At 59.2% G+C, this 15,401-nt stretch carries 15 protein-coding genes; 5 read left to right on the top strand and 10 right to left on the bottom strand.

What is annotated here, in order from left to right:
• Positions 1-720: 720 nt before the first annotated feature.
• The gene (locus BGN91_RS12335; protein ID WP_366408529.1) at positions 721-1,545 is read left to right on the top strand and encodes a glycosyltransferase; all 825 of its coding nucleotides are present in this window, start codon (positions 721-723) and stop codon (positions 1,543-1,545) included.
• Between the two features lie 396 nt (positions 1,546-1,941).
• On the opposite strand, the gene BGN91_RS12330 is transcribed toward BGN91_RS12335, so the two are convergent.
• From BGN91_RS12330 to BGN91_RS12320, 3 genes are all read right to left on the bottom strand, one after another.
• Positions 1,942-2,298 (bottom strand): PRC-barrel domain-containing protein, encoded by a 357-nt coding sequence (locus tag BGN91_RS12330; protein WP_292613547.1) that lies wholly within the window; start codon positions 2,296-2,298, stop codon positions 1,942-1,944.
• Positions 2,299-2,504: 206 nt separating this feature from the next.
• The gene (locus BGN91_RS12325; RefSeq protein WP_366408528.1) at positions 2,505-2,720 is read right to left on the bottom strand and encodes an XRE family transcriptional regulator; all 216 of its coding nucleotides are present in this window, start codon (positions 2,718-2,720) and stop codon (positions 2,505-2,507) included.
• Between the two features lie 848 nt (positions 2,721-3,568).
• Complete coding sequence (locus tag BGN91_RS12320; protein ID WP_292613545.1) at positions 3,569-4,063, bottom strand: hypothetical protein; 495 nt, start codon at positions 4,061-4,063, stop codon at positions 3,569-3,571.
• A 656-nt stretch (positions 4,064-4,719) separates the two neighbouring features.
• On the opposite strand from BGN91_RS12320, the gene BGN91_RS12315 reads away from it, so the two are divergent.
• A complete protein-coding gene (locus tag BGN91_RS12315) occupies positions 4,720-4,905 on the top strand; it encodes a hypothetical protein (protein WP_292613543.1) in 186 nt (61 codons plus the stop codon).
• Positions 4,906-5,003: 98 nt separating this feature from the next.
• Here the strand turns inward: BGN91_RS12315 and BGN91_RS12310 are convergent, their stop codons facing one another.
• From BGN91_RS12310 to BGN91_RS12300, 3 genes are read right to left on the bottom strand one after another with little or no spacing between them, the layout of a single operon-like run.
• A complete protein-coding gene (locus tag BGN91_RS12310; RefSeq protein ID WP_292613661.1) occupies positions 5,004-6,983 on the bottom strand; it encodes a glycosyltransferase in 1,980 nt (659 codons plus the stop codon).
• On the bottom strand, positions 6,983-8,251 hold the full coding sequence (locus BGN91_RS12305; protein WP_292613541.1) for a hypothetical protein: 1,269 nt from the start codon (positions 8,249-8,251) through the stop codon (positions 6,983-6,985). Before BGN91_RS12305 ends, BGN91_RS12310 begins: the two co-directional genes overlap by 1 nt.
• Positions 8,206-9,558 (bottom strand): HlyD family efflux transporter periplasmic adaptor subunit, encoded by a 1,353-nt coding sequence (locus BGN91_RS12300; protein ID WP_292613539.1) that lies wholly within the window; start codon positions 9,556-9,558, stop codon positions 8,206-8,208. The genes BGN91_RS12305 and BGN91_RS12300 overlap by 46 nt, the downstream gene beginning before the upstream one ends.
• Before the next feature lie 695 nt (positions 9,559-10,253).
• On the opposite strand from BGN91_RS12300, the gene BGN91_RS12295 reads away from it, so the two are divergent.
• The gene (locus tag BGN91_RS12295) at positions 10,254-10,388 is read left to right on the top strand and encodes a DnaJ domain-containing protein (RefSeq protein ID WP_292613537.1); all 135 of its coding nucleotides are present in this window, start codon (positions 10,254-10,256) and stop codon (positions 10,386-10,388) included.
• A gap of 655 nt (positions 10,389-11,043) precedes the next feature.
• On the opposite strand, the gene BGN91_RS12290 is transcribed toward BGN91_RS12295, so the two are convergent.
• Positions 11,044-11,292 carry a hypothetical protein gene (locus BGN91_RS12290; RefSeq protein WP_292613535.1) on the bottom strand — a complete coding sequence of 83 codons (249 nt, stop codon included), beginning with the start codon at positions 11,290-11,292 and terminating at the stop codon, positions 11,044-11,046.
• 273 nt (positions 11,293-11,565) lie between these two features.
• Positions 11,566-13,191 carry a peptidoglycan-binding protein gene (locus BGN91_RS12285; RefSeq protein WP_292613533.1) on the bottom strand — a complete coding sequence of 542 codons (1,626 nt, stop codon included), beginning with the start codon at positions 13,189-13,191 and terminating at the stop codon, positions 11,566-11,568.
• Positions 13,192-13,563: 372 nt separating this feature from the next.
• Here BGN91_RS12285 and BGN91_RS12280 point away from each other — a divergent pair, with 372 nt between their 5' ends.
• Positions 13,564-13,809 (top strand): hypothetical protein, encoded by a 246-nt coding sequence (locus tag BGN91_RS12280; protein ID WP_292613531.1) that lies wholly within the window; start codon positions 13,564-13,566, stop codon positions 13,807-13,809.
• 133 nt (positions 13,810-13,942) lie between these two features.
• Positions 13,943-14,248, top strand: a complete 306-nt coding sequence (locus BGN91_RS12275) for a hypothetical protein (RefSeq protein WP_292613529.1) — start codon at positions 13,943-13,945, stop codon at positions 14,246-14,248.
• Positions 14,249-14,580: 332 nt separating this feature from the next.
• On the opposite strand, the gene BGN91_RS12270 is transcribed toward BGN91_RS12275, so the two are convergent.
• Together BGN91_RS12270 and BGN91_RS12265 are read right to left on the bottom strand one after the other, a co-directional pair.
• The gene (locus BGN91_RS12270; protein WP_292613527.1) at positions 14,581-14,727 is read right to left on the bottom strand and encodes a hypothetical protein; all 147 of its coding nucleotides are present in this window, start codon (positions 14,725-14,727) and stop codon (positions 14,581-14,583) included.
• A gap of 67 nt (positions 14,728-14,794) precedes the next feature.
• Entirely contained in the window at positions 14,795-15,094 is a 300-nt protein-coding gene (locus BGN91_RS12265) for a helix-turn-helix domain-containing protein (RefSeq protein ID WP_292613525.1), read from the bottom strand.
• Between the last annotated feature and the right edge of the window lie 307 nt (positions 15,095-15,401).

The following is a 15,401-nucleotide window of genomic DNA, read 5'->3' as shown; positions in this document are numbered from 1 at the left end:
CGGCTTTCGTCGGTTGCAGCCTTTCTCGCGAACTTATCGGGTGCTGCGCTCGGGCTGCGTCGTGGTGTTCGGCGGATGCTCGCCGGTATTCGTAGACGTGTGGCGCCCGGTGGAGAGGAATATGAGTGCGAGCACTATAAGGGTTACGGCGCCCACGATGGCCCAGCCGGTCGTGCTGTTCATGCGCTGAAAATTGGTCGGTCTCCTGGGGGGAGGATTGTCTTCCGGCATTACCATAGCCGCGCTCCATGCCTGTTCAGGAGCAAACAACCTGACCGCGCTGTGACCGTTCCTAACGCGGCCGCTCACGGGCGCGTGATGGGCCATCGCGAGGGGTAACGGCTTTGGTCCACGTGCTATCCTGAGACGCATGACCCGCTGCACCCAGCCGGGCCAAAGCTTCAAACTCAGGCAGATGGCGGGCACCGCGCCTGTCGGCTTCCGCTACTGCACCGAATGTACGGCGCGCCTCGCGCAGAATTAGCGGCACGCGGTCTGCCGCATATGCATGAGACGGCTTTCCTCGGCCCTATAATGAGCCGGAAGGTTCGCCGCCCGTCCAATCTTTGAACGCGCGCAACGGGTAGCAGGAGTTCGATCCCCCTGCGCCGTGCAATTCGGCATGCTTCATAGTCTGGTCGACTTATCCGGAGCGGCTGCGGTTCGATTCCGCACGGCTCATATGCGCGTGGTACACTTCAGACGTGCTTCATCGCGCCTATGAACGACCACGACTACCTCACGCACCTCCTCAAAGGCATCGTGCTTAAGCCTGAGCAGATGCGCCTCGCGCGCTCGGTAGACGCGCGCGGTATCCTTTTCCGCTGCCGCTTTCCCAATGCCCCGTTCGTTTCGATATCAGATAATCAGCGCGCTCCCTTACGTGAGGCCAACTGGATCGGCACCATTTACTATGGCTTGCCCGCCGAGCTGTTCAGCCCTTCCTTCGAGGCTGGCTCCTACCTCGCGTTCCTGGGTCGGCTGACGACGGAAAAAGGACCGGATGCCGCCATTCGGATCGCGCGCGCCGCCAAAATGCCGCTTCTTATTGCCGCCAAGGTGCCGCGAGAGGAAAGGAAATATTTCAAGGAAGAGATTGATCCGCAGATCGATGGCGATCAGATCCAGCTCATCGGCGAGGTCAATGATCAAACAAAACGGCAGTTTCTGGCGGGCGCGGCTGCATTGCAGTTTCCGATCGATTGGCCTGAACAGTTTGGTCTCGTAATGATCGAGTCATTGGCCTGCGGTACGCCGGTCATTGCCTTCAACTCCGGCTCGGTGCCGGAGGTCCTCGATGAAGGCATCACTGGCTTCGTCGTGCCCGGGGAAGCAGAGGCTATACAGGCGATTGCACGGCTTTCCGAGCTCGACCAACGTCAAGTGCGCAGACATTTCGAAAAAAGATTCACCATACGCCGAATGGCGCAGGAATATCTCCGTCATTACGAGGCGTTGAGCGACCGAACGCCGGCGAAGCTCGTTCTGACATCAGGCTCGCCTGCTCTCCAGGTTCAGTTTCCTGATCGCCGTTCGGTCCCGTAGCTTTCATGGAGATAGCCGCCTTTTTTCGGGGCCTTTGTGCGCTCTGCCATCACGCCACAATGAACTGATGCGCAGCAACGCGGTAGGTGGACTTTGGTGCACATTTGTAAAGACTCGGCCCGGCCGGATTCCGGCTAAGGGTCATGGCCAGCCCCTTGCCCGCACAAGGCGCGCGCTCAAGCCCCCTGCCCTTGTGGTGCCGAGGCGAACACCTGGAGCCGCAGGCAGGGCTTGAACGCCAGCGGCCTGCGCGGGCTATTGCGCGACGATATCGAGTTGAGCGCCCTGATGTCCACCGTTCGACATAGAGGACACCCGCGATATTCTAGAAGGTGAGAGTCACAGTGGGTCAGCAAAACCCGCCGGGATGTCCCGGCGGGTACCAATAATCAGTGCTTAGCCCGGATGCACCACGAACTCGTTATTGCGAGGGTGGAGCGTGGCGTATCGAGCGTTCAGGTCAAATATGGTCTCCACGCCGTGCTTCGGGCGACCTTTCAACCGGTTCTCACTGATGTCGGAGCTGTACGCTCCCCGATCGGCATCGTACCTCAGCACCTTCCAAGGCACCATGTAGTGAGCGTCGCCAAAGAATCCGCCGGTGCCCAGTACGGCGTAGGCAATCTTTCGCTTCTTCTCGTCCACCAACACGTGCTTGATCGAACCGATCTTCCCCCCCTTGGCCCCATAGACAGCCTTCCCAGATAGTTTCCTACTAGGGCGCAGATGCGAGGTTTTTCTTTTCACAGCCATAGCTTCTCCTTTCCTGGGTAAACGACCCGCCCACGGAACGCGTCCCGCTGAATTGCGGTTCGCGACGCGAGTCAGGGCTTCGGAAGATTTGAGCGACGATGGCATGACCCCGCCGCCGATGGGTGCCCCGCTATCTCAAGCGGGGCTGGGCGACAGTCAGTACATCCGTGATCTGCCGCACCGGTTGGTGAAAGGTGATTTACGCTTTACGGAACCCGATCATCAGCGACCAATCCACCTTCGCATTCGAAGCGCGCGATTTCTGCGGCCTCCAGGTTGTTGAATTTCAAGCGCACGCCATAACCCGAGCCGTTTTCCGGGATGAAAACCGCCCCGAGTTTTTCCAGGGTTTCTCGTATTGCCTGGATTTCGGTGCGCTTCAGCGACCCGGAGACATTCTCGAACCGCTCGATGGCGTCCACGCTGACTTCCGAGCGTCTCGCCAGCATCGGCCTTGAAATCTCAACGAGCGCGCGAGCAGCACGGCACTGTGATCCCGTAATCACGATCAATCTCCTGCTAATATCTCATTTGCGGCTTTCGCGCAGCGTCGGACGTAAAGGTTCTCGAAGGCCATCTGGATCGTAGAGCCAAATGAAAGCCGCCCAAGCCAGAAGCACACTGCCCATACTTATCAGCATCATCTTCACACCTCGCGCAATCTTGCGCCGCGCTGGCACCGACTGGTGCTAGCGTAGCGGGTTACGTTTCTGGATACGGGAGGGTCTGCTCTATGCCTTCGCAAGCGAAGGAGCGGTCACGTCAAACTTGGAAATCGTATCGCTGGAGCATGACTTCAATATGGGGACAGCACCGCCGAATTCAACGGAATGCGACAAAGTGTGCAGATGGTAAAGACGCCTCTGAACTGGCGGCTTCACACCCGCTGACGACGGCCCGAATGGCCGATTGAGTAGAACGGAAGCGCCATTCCTTATTCTGCGCCGTTTTTGTGGGCGCGTCACCTTGACTGGCATGTGACCGCCAAGGCCAGACAACGCGACTGCCCAGCACCACGCCACCCCCTGTTGTTGTAAAGACTCGGCCCGGCCGGATTCCGGCTTAGGGCCATGGCCAGCCTCTTGCCCGCGCAAGGCGCGCGCTCAAGCCCCCTGCCCTTGTGGTGCCGAGGCGAACACCTGGAGCCGCAGGCCGGGCTTGAACGCTAGCGGCCTGCGCGGGCTATTGCGTGAGGGATTGTCACCCGGAGGGCGGAGATAGCGCAGCAGCTCCGAACGCAGTTTAAAGCCCGTCGTGTGAAGGCACGCCCTCAGTTCAACGCAACAGCTCGAACGAACGCCGCATAGAATGGCTCATCCATCGACACCGGCAACGCTCGCTCGATGCACAATGTCAGCACCTTGCCGCGCCGTACCGCTGGCACGTCGTCGAGCTGGTCGAGGCGTACCCAATAGCCGGGGCGCTCGCCGCCCTCGGGATTGAGGCAGGCAAAATAGACGGTGCAGTCAAACAGCCGGGCGAAGTTGCGCAGCTTCCGCACCTCGTCGAGGTCGAATATCAGCCCCTCCGGATAGATGGTTTTCGCCTTCACGTCGAAAGCCACCATGCCGACGCTGGGATCCCCACGATGTAATCGGGGCGTTTGGATTTGCCCGCGCAACGGCACCGGCACGGTCAGGGGTGATTGTTCGACATAGATGTGCGGCAGCACCGCCGCGTCGAGCCACTGGCGGAACGCCAGCTCGGCCGCTTCGCCCTTGGCGGCGTCGGCGGGCGCAATCGGCTGGCGTGGTCGTCGTGGCATGCTGATGCGGGGCGACGATAGCACGCGCTGACAGCGAGGTGCCGGGGCGTCCCCGGCCGCGTGGTGGCGTGGAGGCGTGCACAACGGCCTCCACTGGCTGCTGGGTGGCGTGAGCCCTAAGCGGCCATGGGGAAGGTTGCGGGAAGGCTCCCCTGCCCGCTCAGCCGGTGTGTCCGGCCGACCACGGCGCCAATCGGCGCGCGCTATCTATTGATCTCCTTGGCACTGGCAGGGTCACTCTCCGAATTCTACCCGCGGCCGCACCTTTCACCGATCTTGACAAGGGGCGATGCGCGCACATCCAACTCCCCGCGTACAGCAACGAAGGCTTCTGACCAAGTTTTCCCAATGCCCCTGCCCAGAGGCGAACCCCGTACTGGCCACTCATAACTCCCTAGTCCCCAGAGCTGGGGCCTTCATCCCGGCAGGAACCGGAAATAATGACCCCCAACCAGGCGCTCCTAATCGGGATCGTTCCTGCCAATGACTTCAGCCCTGCGAACTCTTACCGAAATTCCCGAAGACCTTTGAACTCATGCACTCGGTGATAGTTCACCTTCCATCAATGGCTGAAGGATGATCCGTCGCAAAATCAGCAGCCATCCCGGAAGGAAGACGACGAAGAGGCGAAGTCCGGAAAACCCAGGAGCATGTGCATGGTCGAGAACAGAGATAACCATAGGCAGCCGAATGGCGTTGAACCGCCGCTTTCCGAAGACGATCTTCAGCGTGAGCAACTCGGGCCGCGTGGCGTTCCTGGCAAGAACAGCCCTACGAAGATGACGCCTCAGCAAAAAAAGAACACACCAAGCGTAGGTGATTTCGACGGTCACACCGCCTGATTCAGATCCCACCCAAAAAAAAACCAGCCGCTCGTGGACGGAATGACGCCGCGCTGCGTCAGCGTGATTGACGGCGATTGATCAATCAGGTTTTTGCTCTAGCGCCCGCGAAAACCGCGTCTTACCAGGCCCATGATGGCGCCGGTTATGCGCACGGTCTCGGCGACATTGCCAGGCGGCGATCCGAACTGCCATGTCACGAGCCGCCTTCGCTGCTCGAAGGTCAGATGCAGATTTGCAAGGACGCTTTTCCTGTTCGCAGCCGCGACGGTGATCGCGACCCACCCCAGTTGGCCCATATAGAGCCACGCTTGAGCGCCTTCGACCGGCGGGCGCAGGGCCGTCATCCGTATTAATTCCACGGCAAAGCTGGAGAGCGCGGTGATGCGGCAGGGAGTGGCATGATCATCGCCGGCGAGTGCTAGCGCGCCGGCCTCGTTGACCGGAAAACACGTGTCCTCTCGCGGCAATTCGAAACACGTCACGAACGCGATGAATGCAATGAGCATCGAAATGCCGGCCCATAGTAGATTGAAGTAGTCCAAAGACGAAATTTCGCTAGCCGCATAGGGAGAAAGGAAAGCCAACGCAATGCTCGCTGCCGAGCCAAACGCAATCAGGCCGAATGTCAGTGCTAGCTTCCACCGTAGTTTCGGCGAAGATCGGTCGCCGCCTTTATCGGTAATCTTGAAAGGTCGGCCGAACGGCTTGAACACGGCGCTGATTAGAGTCGCGGAAATCGCAAATGAGGCGATCGCGTGTGTCGCCTCCGTGAACAACGGAAGGGTGCGCGACCGCGAAATCCAGGCCATGTAGATGGTCTGGCCCAGAATGGCGGGCGCGCCGTAGCGCAGAAATGCCAGGTAGTCGGCCTCGAATGCCGGCAGACCGGCAAACCAATACATCATCGGCGCAATCAGAAGCAGAACCAGAAACGGTTTGCAGAGCCAGTTCAGAATCCCATGGACGTAATGCAGCCGTTGAATCGCGGAGTACCCCCGGCCGAATAACGGACCTTCGCGCAACAGCGCAACCTGGATCGTGCCGAGACACCAGCGGCTGCGCTGGGTGATGTACTCGGGAATGCCTTCGGCCGACAATCCGCAACTCAGTTTCTCATTGAGCCACCAGGTCTGATAGCCATGCGCCAGCATCATGTAGGTCAGATTGATATCTTCCGAGATCGCTTGAGTGGGAAATCCTCCGATCTCAACCAGACGATCGCGGCGCACGACGAACGAGGTGCCGACGCAAAATGCGCATCCCCAAGCGTCTTTGGCGGGCTGAAAGACATCAAAGAAGAATCGCTGGTCGTCGACCATGCTTTGCGTGGCCAGTAGATTGTGCTGGATCGGATCGCCGTTGTAGTAGAATTGCGGCGTCTGAATGATCGCAACGTTCGGTTCCCCCAGTAAGCCGACCGTTCGTTTCAATAAGTTCCGCTGCGGCGCGAAGTCCGCGTCCAAAACCAGAATGATCGGCGCATTCGTCGAGGCGGATGTCAAAGTGAGGGCGTTGTTGAGATTGCCGGCCTTCGCCGCCTCGTTGTCCGTCCGCGTGATATATCGCGCGCCTGCTTTCCCGCAATAGTCGCGAAGCCAGCTTCTGCGCGTGTCGTCGAGCACCCAGACGGTGAAATCCGGATAATCGAGTTCGAGCGCCGTCAGGATGGAGCGCTCGACCACCTCAAGCGGCTCATCATAGGTGCAGATGAAGACATCGACCGCGGGATAGGCATTGCGGACGCGCATCTCGCGCTCCGCTAGATCGGCCTGTCCGGACCGATCGATGCTGCGGAACAGAATAACGATCGACATCAACGTGTAGACGACCGCGATGAATTCGAGCGTAAAGAATAGGTGCGGCCAGAGGCTTTGTGCGGACATCGCAAGCCGCGGCAGGGTATCGTGCCAGCGCCAGAAGATATAGATCACGAGCAATGATCCGGCTGTCGCGCCGAAGATCATCCGATCGAGCGCCCGCGATGGGTTGAGCAGGCGAGCACAGACCAGCAGCCCGACCCACAGTCCGACATCGATCGACAGAATCGATGCGTTGTCGGCGACGCTTTCCAGCATCAGTTCGCCTCCCGTCCTGTGAATGGATTCCAGCCGGTCGCCGCCAACGCGGCCCATGCCGTGGCACCGAGATGGGGCCTTCGATAGTAAAAGAAGTTGGCGTTGGTGGCGGTGGGGTCGACCGACAGGCCGGTGGTCACCCTGCTGCTGCGCGTCGCATTGAGGAGGCCAGATTCCGTCCGATCCGAACGTAGCCCGGCCAAAATCTCTCGGCTGCGTGCATGATTCCCGGACATACGATAGGCCAGCGCCGCCTGCGCGGTTCCTTCAACCCACAGACCGTCGCGGTCTCCATTGAAGTCGAAACCTCCGGGTACAGCCAGATGCATCTCTGCGAATCGAAGAGCCTGCCGCCACTCGCCTGGCGCATCGGGCGCCGCCATCCATGGCCAGAGCTGAACGTCGAGTGCGAGCATCGCGGCGTCAGCAGGTTTTCCATCGGCGTTGCGCCCGAGCAGAAAGTGATCGCCGCGAAAGCAAGCGTCGAGAAGCCGCCGCGCCTTCGAAGCCGCCTCGGCGTATTTCGGATTGCCGGTCAGGCGAAAAAGCCAGTTGGCCACCGCGTACACATCCACGTTGTGCTCGGTCGATACCCAGTCGAGCCGCACCTGGCTCGGATCGTAGCCGTGGAACCCGCCGCGAAAGCCCTCGGCCTCCGCGGCCGTGTTGTCTGTGATCCACGCGAGCAGCCGCTCGGCACCGGCGAGATAGGCCGCGTTCCCGGTCGCCTGATGTAGCGTCAGCAACGCCAACGCAGCCCAGGCGACGTTACCAGTCGCGGTGCCATCCTGCGCAGGATCTTCTGCCCATAATTTCTTGTCGCTGTCCCACCAGCCCGGAAGCACAGGCGGGCCTTTGCCGAGCGGGCCGGCACGATAGGCATTGCGGATGCGTCCGTCACGGAATGTTCGGTCGGTGCGAACCGCGTTGCTCAGGGCGTCGCCAATCATCCGCGCTGCAGGCAGATTTCCACATGCCACTAGGGCGATCGTGGCCAAGGCGTTATCGTAGACAAATGCAGTCGTGGCCAGTCCACGGGGCAAATGATCTTCATTCTTTCCGGGTTCATAGCTTCGGATAAAGACCGGCTCCGAACCATGCGCCTGGGATGCCACAGCACGGCTCAGCCCCGCACAATAGGTATTATCGCGGGAGGCTGGATCGCCGTTTGCTGCGGAACCAGACACGATCGCAATACAAAAACCGATGACGACGGGGCGGATCACTTTGAAACGACCGCTTCGGTGCGAGTCGGCCAGTCTTCCCATTTCGTCAATGCGACGCTGTCTTGCGAAGCTTCGCGGAATTTCTCCGCGAGACGGGCGTGTCCCGCCTTGCGATTGCGCTCAGGGAGCGATTGAGCGTTGGCGGATCCCCACGATGTCACGAAGGCCGTGAGCTGACGCCAGGCGACTGACATTGACGGGACAACGGCGCCATTGTCCCGCGTCACTGTCACCCATTTACCAACCGCGCAAGGCGAGGACTTCCCATCCGCCTCCGTGGAGTTCGTGCGCAGACCATCGCCGCCCTTTTGATCCGGCATCACGATCGCGTACATTTCCCGCCGTTCAGTTTGCGGAAACGGCACCGCGTAACGTTCGTCGAGCTTGTCGCTAGTCTTTGGCAATAGCGAGGTGATGATGCCGGATTTGAAAGGTGCTCCATCAACCCGGACATGCGTGCCGGCCGCCAGGTTCTGGCCCTGACGGTAAGAGAAGATGGCGACCACAAACTGCTGCTCACAATCGACCAGCGAGGCCAGCGCGTCGCCAGCACCGACATGACGTCCCTTGGAGGCTTCAACCGCCATGACCATGCCTTTGCCCGGAACGCGCACCTCCGCCGCGGCCAACTTGGCAAGCCGGGCGCGTTCCGCATCCATCGGCCCCTGCTGGTCGGCGAGCTGCGCGGACAATTCAGCCTCTTCGATTGCGAGCCGCTTGGCGTCGAGATCGATATCGCGCCGCTTCTGAACAAGGGTAGCAATAGGAATCAATTCGTCGCCGACGTAGATTCCTCTTTCCAAAGCGTCAAGTTGGCTGATTTTTTGGCCGAGTTTCGCCTTGTCGGCCTCTGTCTTGTGAAGCGCCGCTGAATACTGCTTCAGCGTCGGATTTAACATGTCCATATTCGCGGTATTCCGCTCGACCAATTTGGTCTGCCGATCGACCAGCGCCTTCTTCGCTCCGCCAAGTGAATCGGATTCGGCGACCTGGGCCCGCAACTCCTCGATCTGCGATTTGAATAGCGTTTTCAGTTGTGTCAGCTGGCCCCCGATTTCCGCACTTAGCGACGTCAGATAATTCAGGTCAGAACCCCGCTTTTCTTGCGTCGCCGCCAATTTCTGCCGTGCGTCGGATGCCTTCTGCTCTAGCATGATGAGGGTGGTTCGATCGAGCCTGGCATTGGAAATTTGCGCCAGCACATCGCCGGCGTTCACTCCGCGCCCCGGCGTCGCCGACAATAAAACAATGTCTCCATTGATCGGAGCAGTCAGAAGTTTGACCGGCGCGTTGATGATAGCCCGGTCCGATTGATCCGCAACGATAGGCGGGACGACGGCCGTTACCATGAGTGCAGAAAGAATCCCGGCGACAATTAAAGATGATACACGCAGAATCACGGAATGACGCCCGCCGGCCGCCAGGCGACCGGGTCGGCTCGTCGTTGAATCGGACATTTATTGATTTCCCCTTCAATGTTGCGGAGCTTTGAAAGGGCGCTTCCTCGTGGAACGTTCCGTGGTCGCGGCTGTAACGCCCGCCACCGGATTTTCGAACTAACGATGTGTGCAGCTATTGGATCAAATGCTCATCTTCAAGTTTTGTTTCACAACACACATGGGGCTGGCGCACCGTTCCAATCGCACGCGATAAAGTCCACGCTCCCTCTAGGTGCCTTGAAAATGATGGAGTCAACCGAAATCGATCGCGCCTTCGTACCCACGCGATGGGACGAGGAAAGCCTATGTTACAATCGGTCGAAGGAACATCGACGGAAACCGGGATGTTTTTGCGCGCGATTTGCTGCTGTCGAAGATCTCTCCAGCCCTGAGCAGTCGGTTGCCTCTCAGCTCGGCATTCATAGGATCCCAACGAAAGGCCGAGAGGTTGCACGTTACAATCCGGCGCAATGTCTTCGACTCGGATTGTGCAGCCGGTGCGCGATCGGCTACCCACGGTCGCTGTCTGAGCTATCGGTGAACCGACCATTGGATTGGCTGTAAACTGACTTTGGCGAGCGGCGATCCCCCCATGTTGTGACGTGATGGGATCAGCCCTCGGCGTCAATCGATCTGCGACCGACAAAGAGATCAAGGACGCATTCAAGAAACTGGCAAGCAAATTCCATCCCATCATGCAATCCGGGCGACAAGGTGGCTGCGGAAAGTTCAAAGATTAGCGGCGGCCAAGGACTTCCTCGACGACAAAGAGACGCGACGGAGATTCGATCCGGTTGAGATCTGCCAGCGGAGCGGAGCGACGGAGTTCTATCGGGACTTCGCCGACGGCTGCCTCCCACGCGACGCAGGATGGCTTTGCCAGCAACGAGAAACTAGGGAAGTTTCTCTCGTGTGCGTTTGCGACCGGTGGGGGCGGTCGCAGGGCACATTTCGCGCGCGCAGCCAGGATGTCAAATACGTGCTCTCCCGGGTGACCTCGTCGACCTTGCTAACGGCCCCGTACCAACAATCGCGCTGTCACAGGGCAAAACACTGCAGATGGCAATATCTGAAGGTGCCGAGGACCGGCAGGGAATGGCAGGCCTCGGCGGTGGACCGCCAGGGAATGCCTATGTCGAGCTTCAATCGAGCCACATCGCTGCTTCAACCGCAACGACGACAATATTCATGTCGAGGCCCCCGGTCGCTCCACCCTGAAGGAAGGGGTGCTGGGTGCGCGGATCTAGGTCCCGACCATCGGCGATCCATCGGCGGTAACACTCCCGAAAAGGCTTCGTTCGAGTTGAACTCTGGGCGCCTACGGCCTCCATCAATCCGCAGCCGCTTCATCGTGAACACGACCAGATGGGAGCGCTCGTTTTGGATGCGGCCTTTTTATTCGCTTACCAGGTTTTTCAGCATCGCATCGCAAATGGCTTCGGCCTCTTCGAAAGACCGAAATGGTGAGCCGGTGATCTTGATCGGGCCACGGCCTTGAGGACACCACGATGCCACGTATCCCGAGGTGCGGCGAAAACCGGGACCGGAAAGACTTTCGAAGAAGCTAATTGTGAAGGAGTAGCCGCCGCTGTTTGCGCTCCAAATTTGCATCTCGTCGAAGACGCGGTGGAATTGAAGAGGCATTCAGTCACTCAACCGTGCAGAGCTGCCATTTCGATTCGGGTGGTCTTTCGGAGCGTGAAGTGTCTCGGGGCTCCACATGCGACGCAGCAAATATACGGCTCGTCTCACGAATGGGAATTAATGAGTAACATCAAACGGTCCGAGTTAAATGTCATTCTCGCTGCGGCAGACTTCATGATGAAAGAGCATCCTAACTCGACTGAGCAAACAAGCAAAAAATGTCTGCACACAAAAAAGGGACCCCGCCGAAGCGGGGCCCGTTTGTCTAATCGATCAGTGATTCGGGCCACTGCGCTGGGCCGGGCCTGGAGAGCCTGACGATGATCCCGACGGCGTGCTCTGATTCGCACTCGGCTGATTGGACGTCGACGAGCTTCCGCTCTGCGAGGGTTCGTGAGCCTGACCCGTCGTGTTCGACCGATTGGGCATGCTTTGTCCCGTTGTCGAAGACGAAGACATGGGGTTCTGCGCCTCGGGGTTCTGCGCCTGGCCAGAATTCTGGTTTGGTGTCTCACCGGTCGCGTTCTGCTGGTTCGACGGCTGATTCATCTGACCGCTCTGCCCCTGACGCTTAGTGGTCTTGGCCCCGGTTGAGGTTTGAGCGTCATTCGACGAAGACTGCGACTGGATGCTCTCACGTGCCTGCTGGCTTAGCCGACCGGAAACGCCAAGCGACGAAACCGTGCGCATGTCGATGCCGCCGGTCACGGCAATACCTTGCTGACGCTGGTACGTTGTGAGGGCTTCGCGGGTTTCCGGACCCCACACACCGTCGGCATCTCCATCCAGGAGACCACGATCGATCAACACGCGCTGGATGAGGCGAATGTCGTCCGGTGGCAGGTCGACCGCGGCGACATGCCCACTGCTGCTACCGCCGCCGGCGAAGCGCGCTCGCGGACCTACCGGTACCACGTCGACGATACGGCGATCGCGATCGACGATCACGACCTCGTCTTCCACGACGAAGAAGCTGTCGTCACGATAGGCGGGAAACACGTCTATCAGCGCTGGATAGGTGGAGACAGAGGCAATGTGCACGCTCGACGGAACCGATATGCCGGAACGAACCTGAAAATTGATCGAGTTCACGTCGACATGCGGGGCGTTGCTGGCGTGCAAAACCGACGTCTGTAGCGTCGTCCGCTGCTGTGCTGTCACGTTCTTGCCGCTCTGGGTCTTAAGGCCGGCAGTGGTCTGGCTCTGGGTATGTCCCTGCGTGTTTGTTTCGCCCTGCGCCGCGTTCTGATTGACGCCGGAGTTCGAATTCCGGTCCTGGGCGCTCTGGCCCTTGATGCCGGATCCGTTTTGCTGGCTATTGGACTTGTTATCAGCCTTGCTGTCAGCCTTGGCGTCGGATTTGCCCTTGTCCTGCGTGCGATCTTCGGATCGCTGCGCATTGTCGCGCTCGGACTTGCTCTGACCAACCGTCTGACCCTTGTCCTTTCGGCCCTGGTGCTGCGCGCGCTCTTTGCCGGCGCCACGCTGTTCCTTGCTCGAGTCCTCCGAACGGCGCGCATTGTCGCGGTCGGAGTCACGGTCGGACCGCCCCTGGCCGACCGTCTGTCCCTTGCTGCTATCGCGCTGGCCTTCCGCGCGGCTACGCTCGTGGGTGCCAGAGTCCTCGCGCTGTTCGCTGCGTGCGGAGGAACCTTCGGCCCGGCCACTCTGACTGGGTTCGGACTTGCGACCCTGTGTCATTCCCTCGCGATGAGAAGCGCCCTCACTACCAGAAAGGCCGCTACCCATTCCGCTTTTGGAGTGAATGCCCGCCGACGTTCCCGTTTCGCTCGCCGCACCGCTAGCACCGCCGCTCATGCTTTGCGCCGACGCAAAGCTCACACCGGCAAGCAATGCTGCGGTCGTGACCAGAAGCCTGCTCTTTGCTGTATTCATCATTCGATGTCACTCCTTGTTTGCTCGAGCGCTTTCCCTCCATTGAAGCGCACATAGACCGGTCTGATAAACGAGAGCCCCCCTGAGCAACTGAGCGAGGGTGCTATTGTTCCGATACCATTGCGATCGCTATTGAATGTCGGTTGCTTCCCGCAGCTGTGCCCGTCAAACGCTCGACTGGCAACAGCAGTTCCAGTGCTACGCAGTGATCTGATTCAATGAGAAACAGTCTAGCCAGTAACGCACTCGCACCGGCGCAACGCCGCCCATAGCGAGAGCACTCAACGGATTCGGCGGGCTAGGCGGATGCCTCACGGAACAAACGGCCGCGAAGCGGCGTTTTGGTTCTTCGTTGTTCAACGGAGGAACTGCCTGATGAAGACATTTGCCTTTAGCGCAGTCATTGCATGTATTGCCACGTCAGCGCTTGCGCAAACGACGACGGTTCACGAAGAATATTACATTGTGCGCGATCCGGCGACGAAGAGGTGCACCATCGTGGACCAGAAGCCGACCGTTACGACAACCATCGTGGACCATGGCATCTTTGGCACCCGGTCCGAAGCCGAAGCCGGCATGAAGACCATGAAAGTCTGCACGACGGACGAGCACGAGGATTGATTCCGTTGCGTCCGTTTCGCCCCGCCAGTTCGCTTCGGCGGGGCGTTTTTCATGCGTTCGTTTACTAACACACTCCGCGTCCACAGCATGAGCGCTCAGGAGGAACGATCGGCACGGCAGGGGGAGGATACTCATGAAGAAGTTGGCTCTGTGCGCGCTTGCGTGTTTAGCCACGGGATCGTTTGCGCAGACGGGGGCATCCGCCAAGTTCTACGTGGTCCGCGATCCTACGACGAAGAAACGCGCGATCGTGGACAGACGGCCCACTACCAAGGCCGACACCATCGACGAGCAAATAGACTTCAAGACCAGGGCAGAAGCGGAGACCGGCATGCAATCGATGAAAGCCTGCGGTACGGTGCAGCTGACCACCGCCGATAGCTTTGTCACTCCCGGAAGCTTGGCGCGTCCGGATGGTGCTACACTAGCCGCATACTAGCAGCCGCGGAAGCGCCGACGACGCGCCAGCACTGGCGGGAAACCGGTTTCAAAGCCCAGCTCACATTGCTCAATCGGAAGCAGCCGTTGTGCGCTACAAGGAAGTGCTCGACGGAATCGGACACGTCACGAGGGAGATCGTCGTTTCCCCACCGGACGACAACGACCGGAATGAAAAGGTCGATAAGACCTGGTCCGTGCATTTTGCGTCCGCAGATGAAGCGAGTCATTAATTCCGAGGTGTACAGCCGCCAGATCGTTGCTTCGGGCAATCGCACGAGTGAACCACCTGTTCGAAGACGACGATCAGCTTGCGGGCTGGTGCGTGAACGCTCACAAAGCGGTGGGAATGCCGGTTAGCAGGCGGGTCAGAAGCGTAATTCCGAGATACTGGCGAATGCGTTTGGCAATCTCGTCGATAGTTCTGGCGATTTCGCGGCGCTCACCCTGGCCGAACTCCGGACCGAGTTTTTTGCCCATCGCGTCGACCTCGCGTCGGATGTGCGCTGCGGAATGATAAGGGCCGCACGGTTTTCGTGTGGCCCTTTCATTGAAATGCGGCTTCAGAAGAGGGCTTCTTCGCTCCCGAAGTGCGGGGCGCTCTGCTTGTCAACTGGCGCGGATAGGTTTCCGCCGCAGCCGAATATTCGCGGAGCTTGTTCCTGATCGTACGGATAGACACCCCGAGCATGCGTGCGGCGCGAGTCCGATTGCCGTTGCAATGAATGATCGTCTGCAACACCAGTTCTCGCTCAACTTCGCTGACGGTCGCGCCAATCAACTGAGACACCAGTTGCTTTGAGGGCGTACGCGTTTGAAGTGGTGTACATGCAGACTCAGGAGGCATGATTCGTAATCCACTACTGTCCCACTCAGTGATAGGAGCGGGAACCTTCGAGATCAGCCCACAGCCATTTCAAGCCAAGCTGGTTAACAAGTTATTAATTCTGATTGCGGCGTTTTCGCACGTCTAGATTAACAGGCTGTTGAAGAAGGCCTGATCGCAGTTTGCAAAGAGCAGGGCATTGGTTTCCGGCACGATGGATCGCTGATCGGTTGAGGTCGCGATCCTTTTCAGGGTTCGTTGCGGTTCTGCCGGCTCGATTGCGGCTCGATCAGACCGCTTGCTTCAGCAATCGCGGGAGGCAGACGAG

Origin of the sequence: Nitrobacter sp. 62-13 (genome assembly GCF_001896955.1) — a bacterium.
Lineage (GTDB): Bacteria > Pseudomonadota > Alphaproteobacteria > Rhizobiales > Xanthobacteraceae > Nitrobacter.
This window is presented reverse-complemented; position numbering and strand designations above follow the sequence as displayed.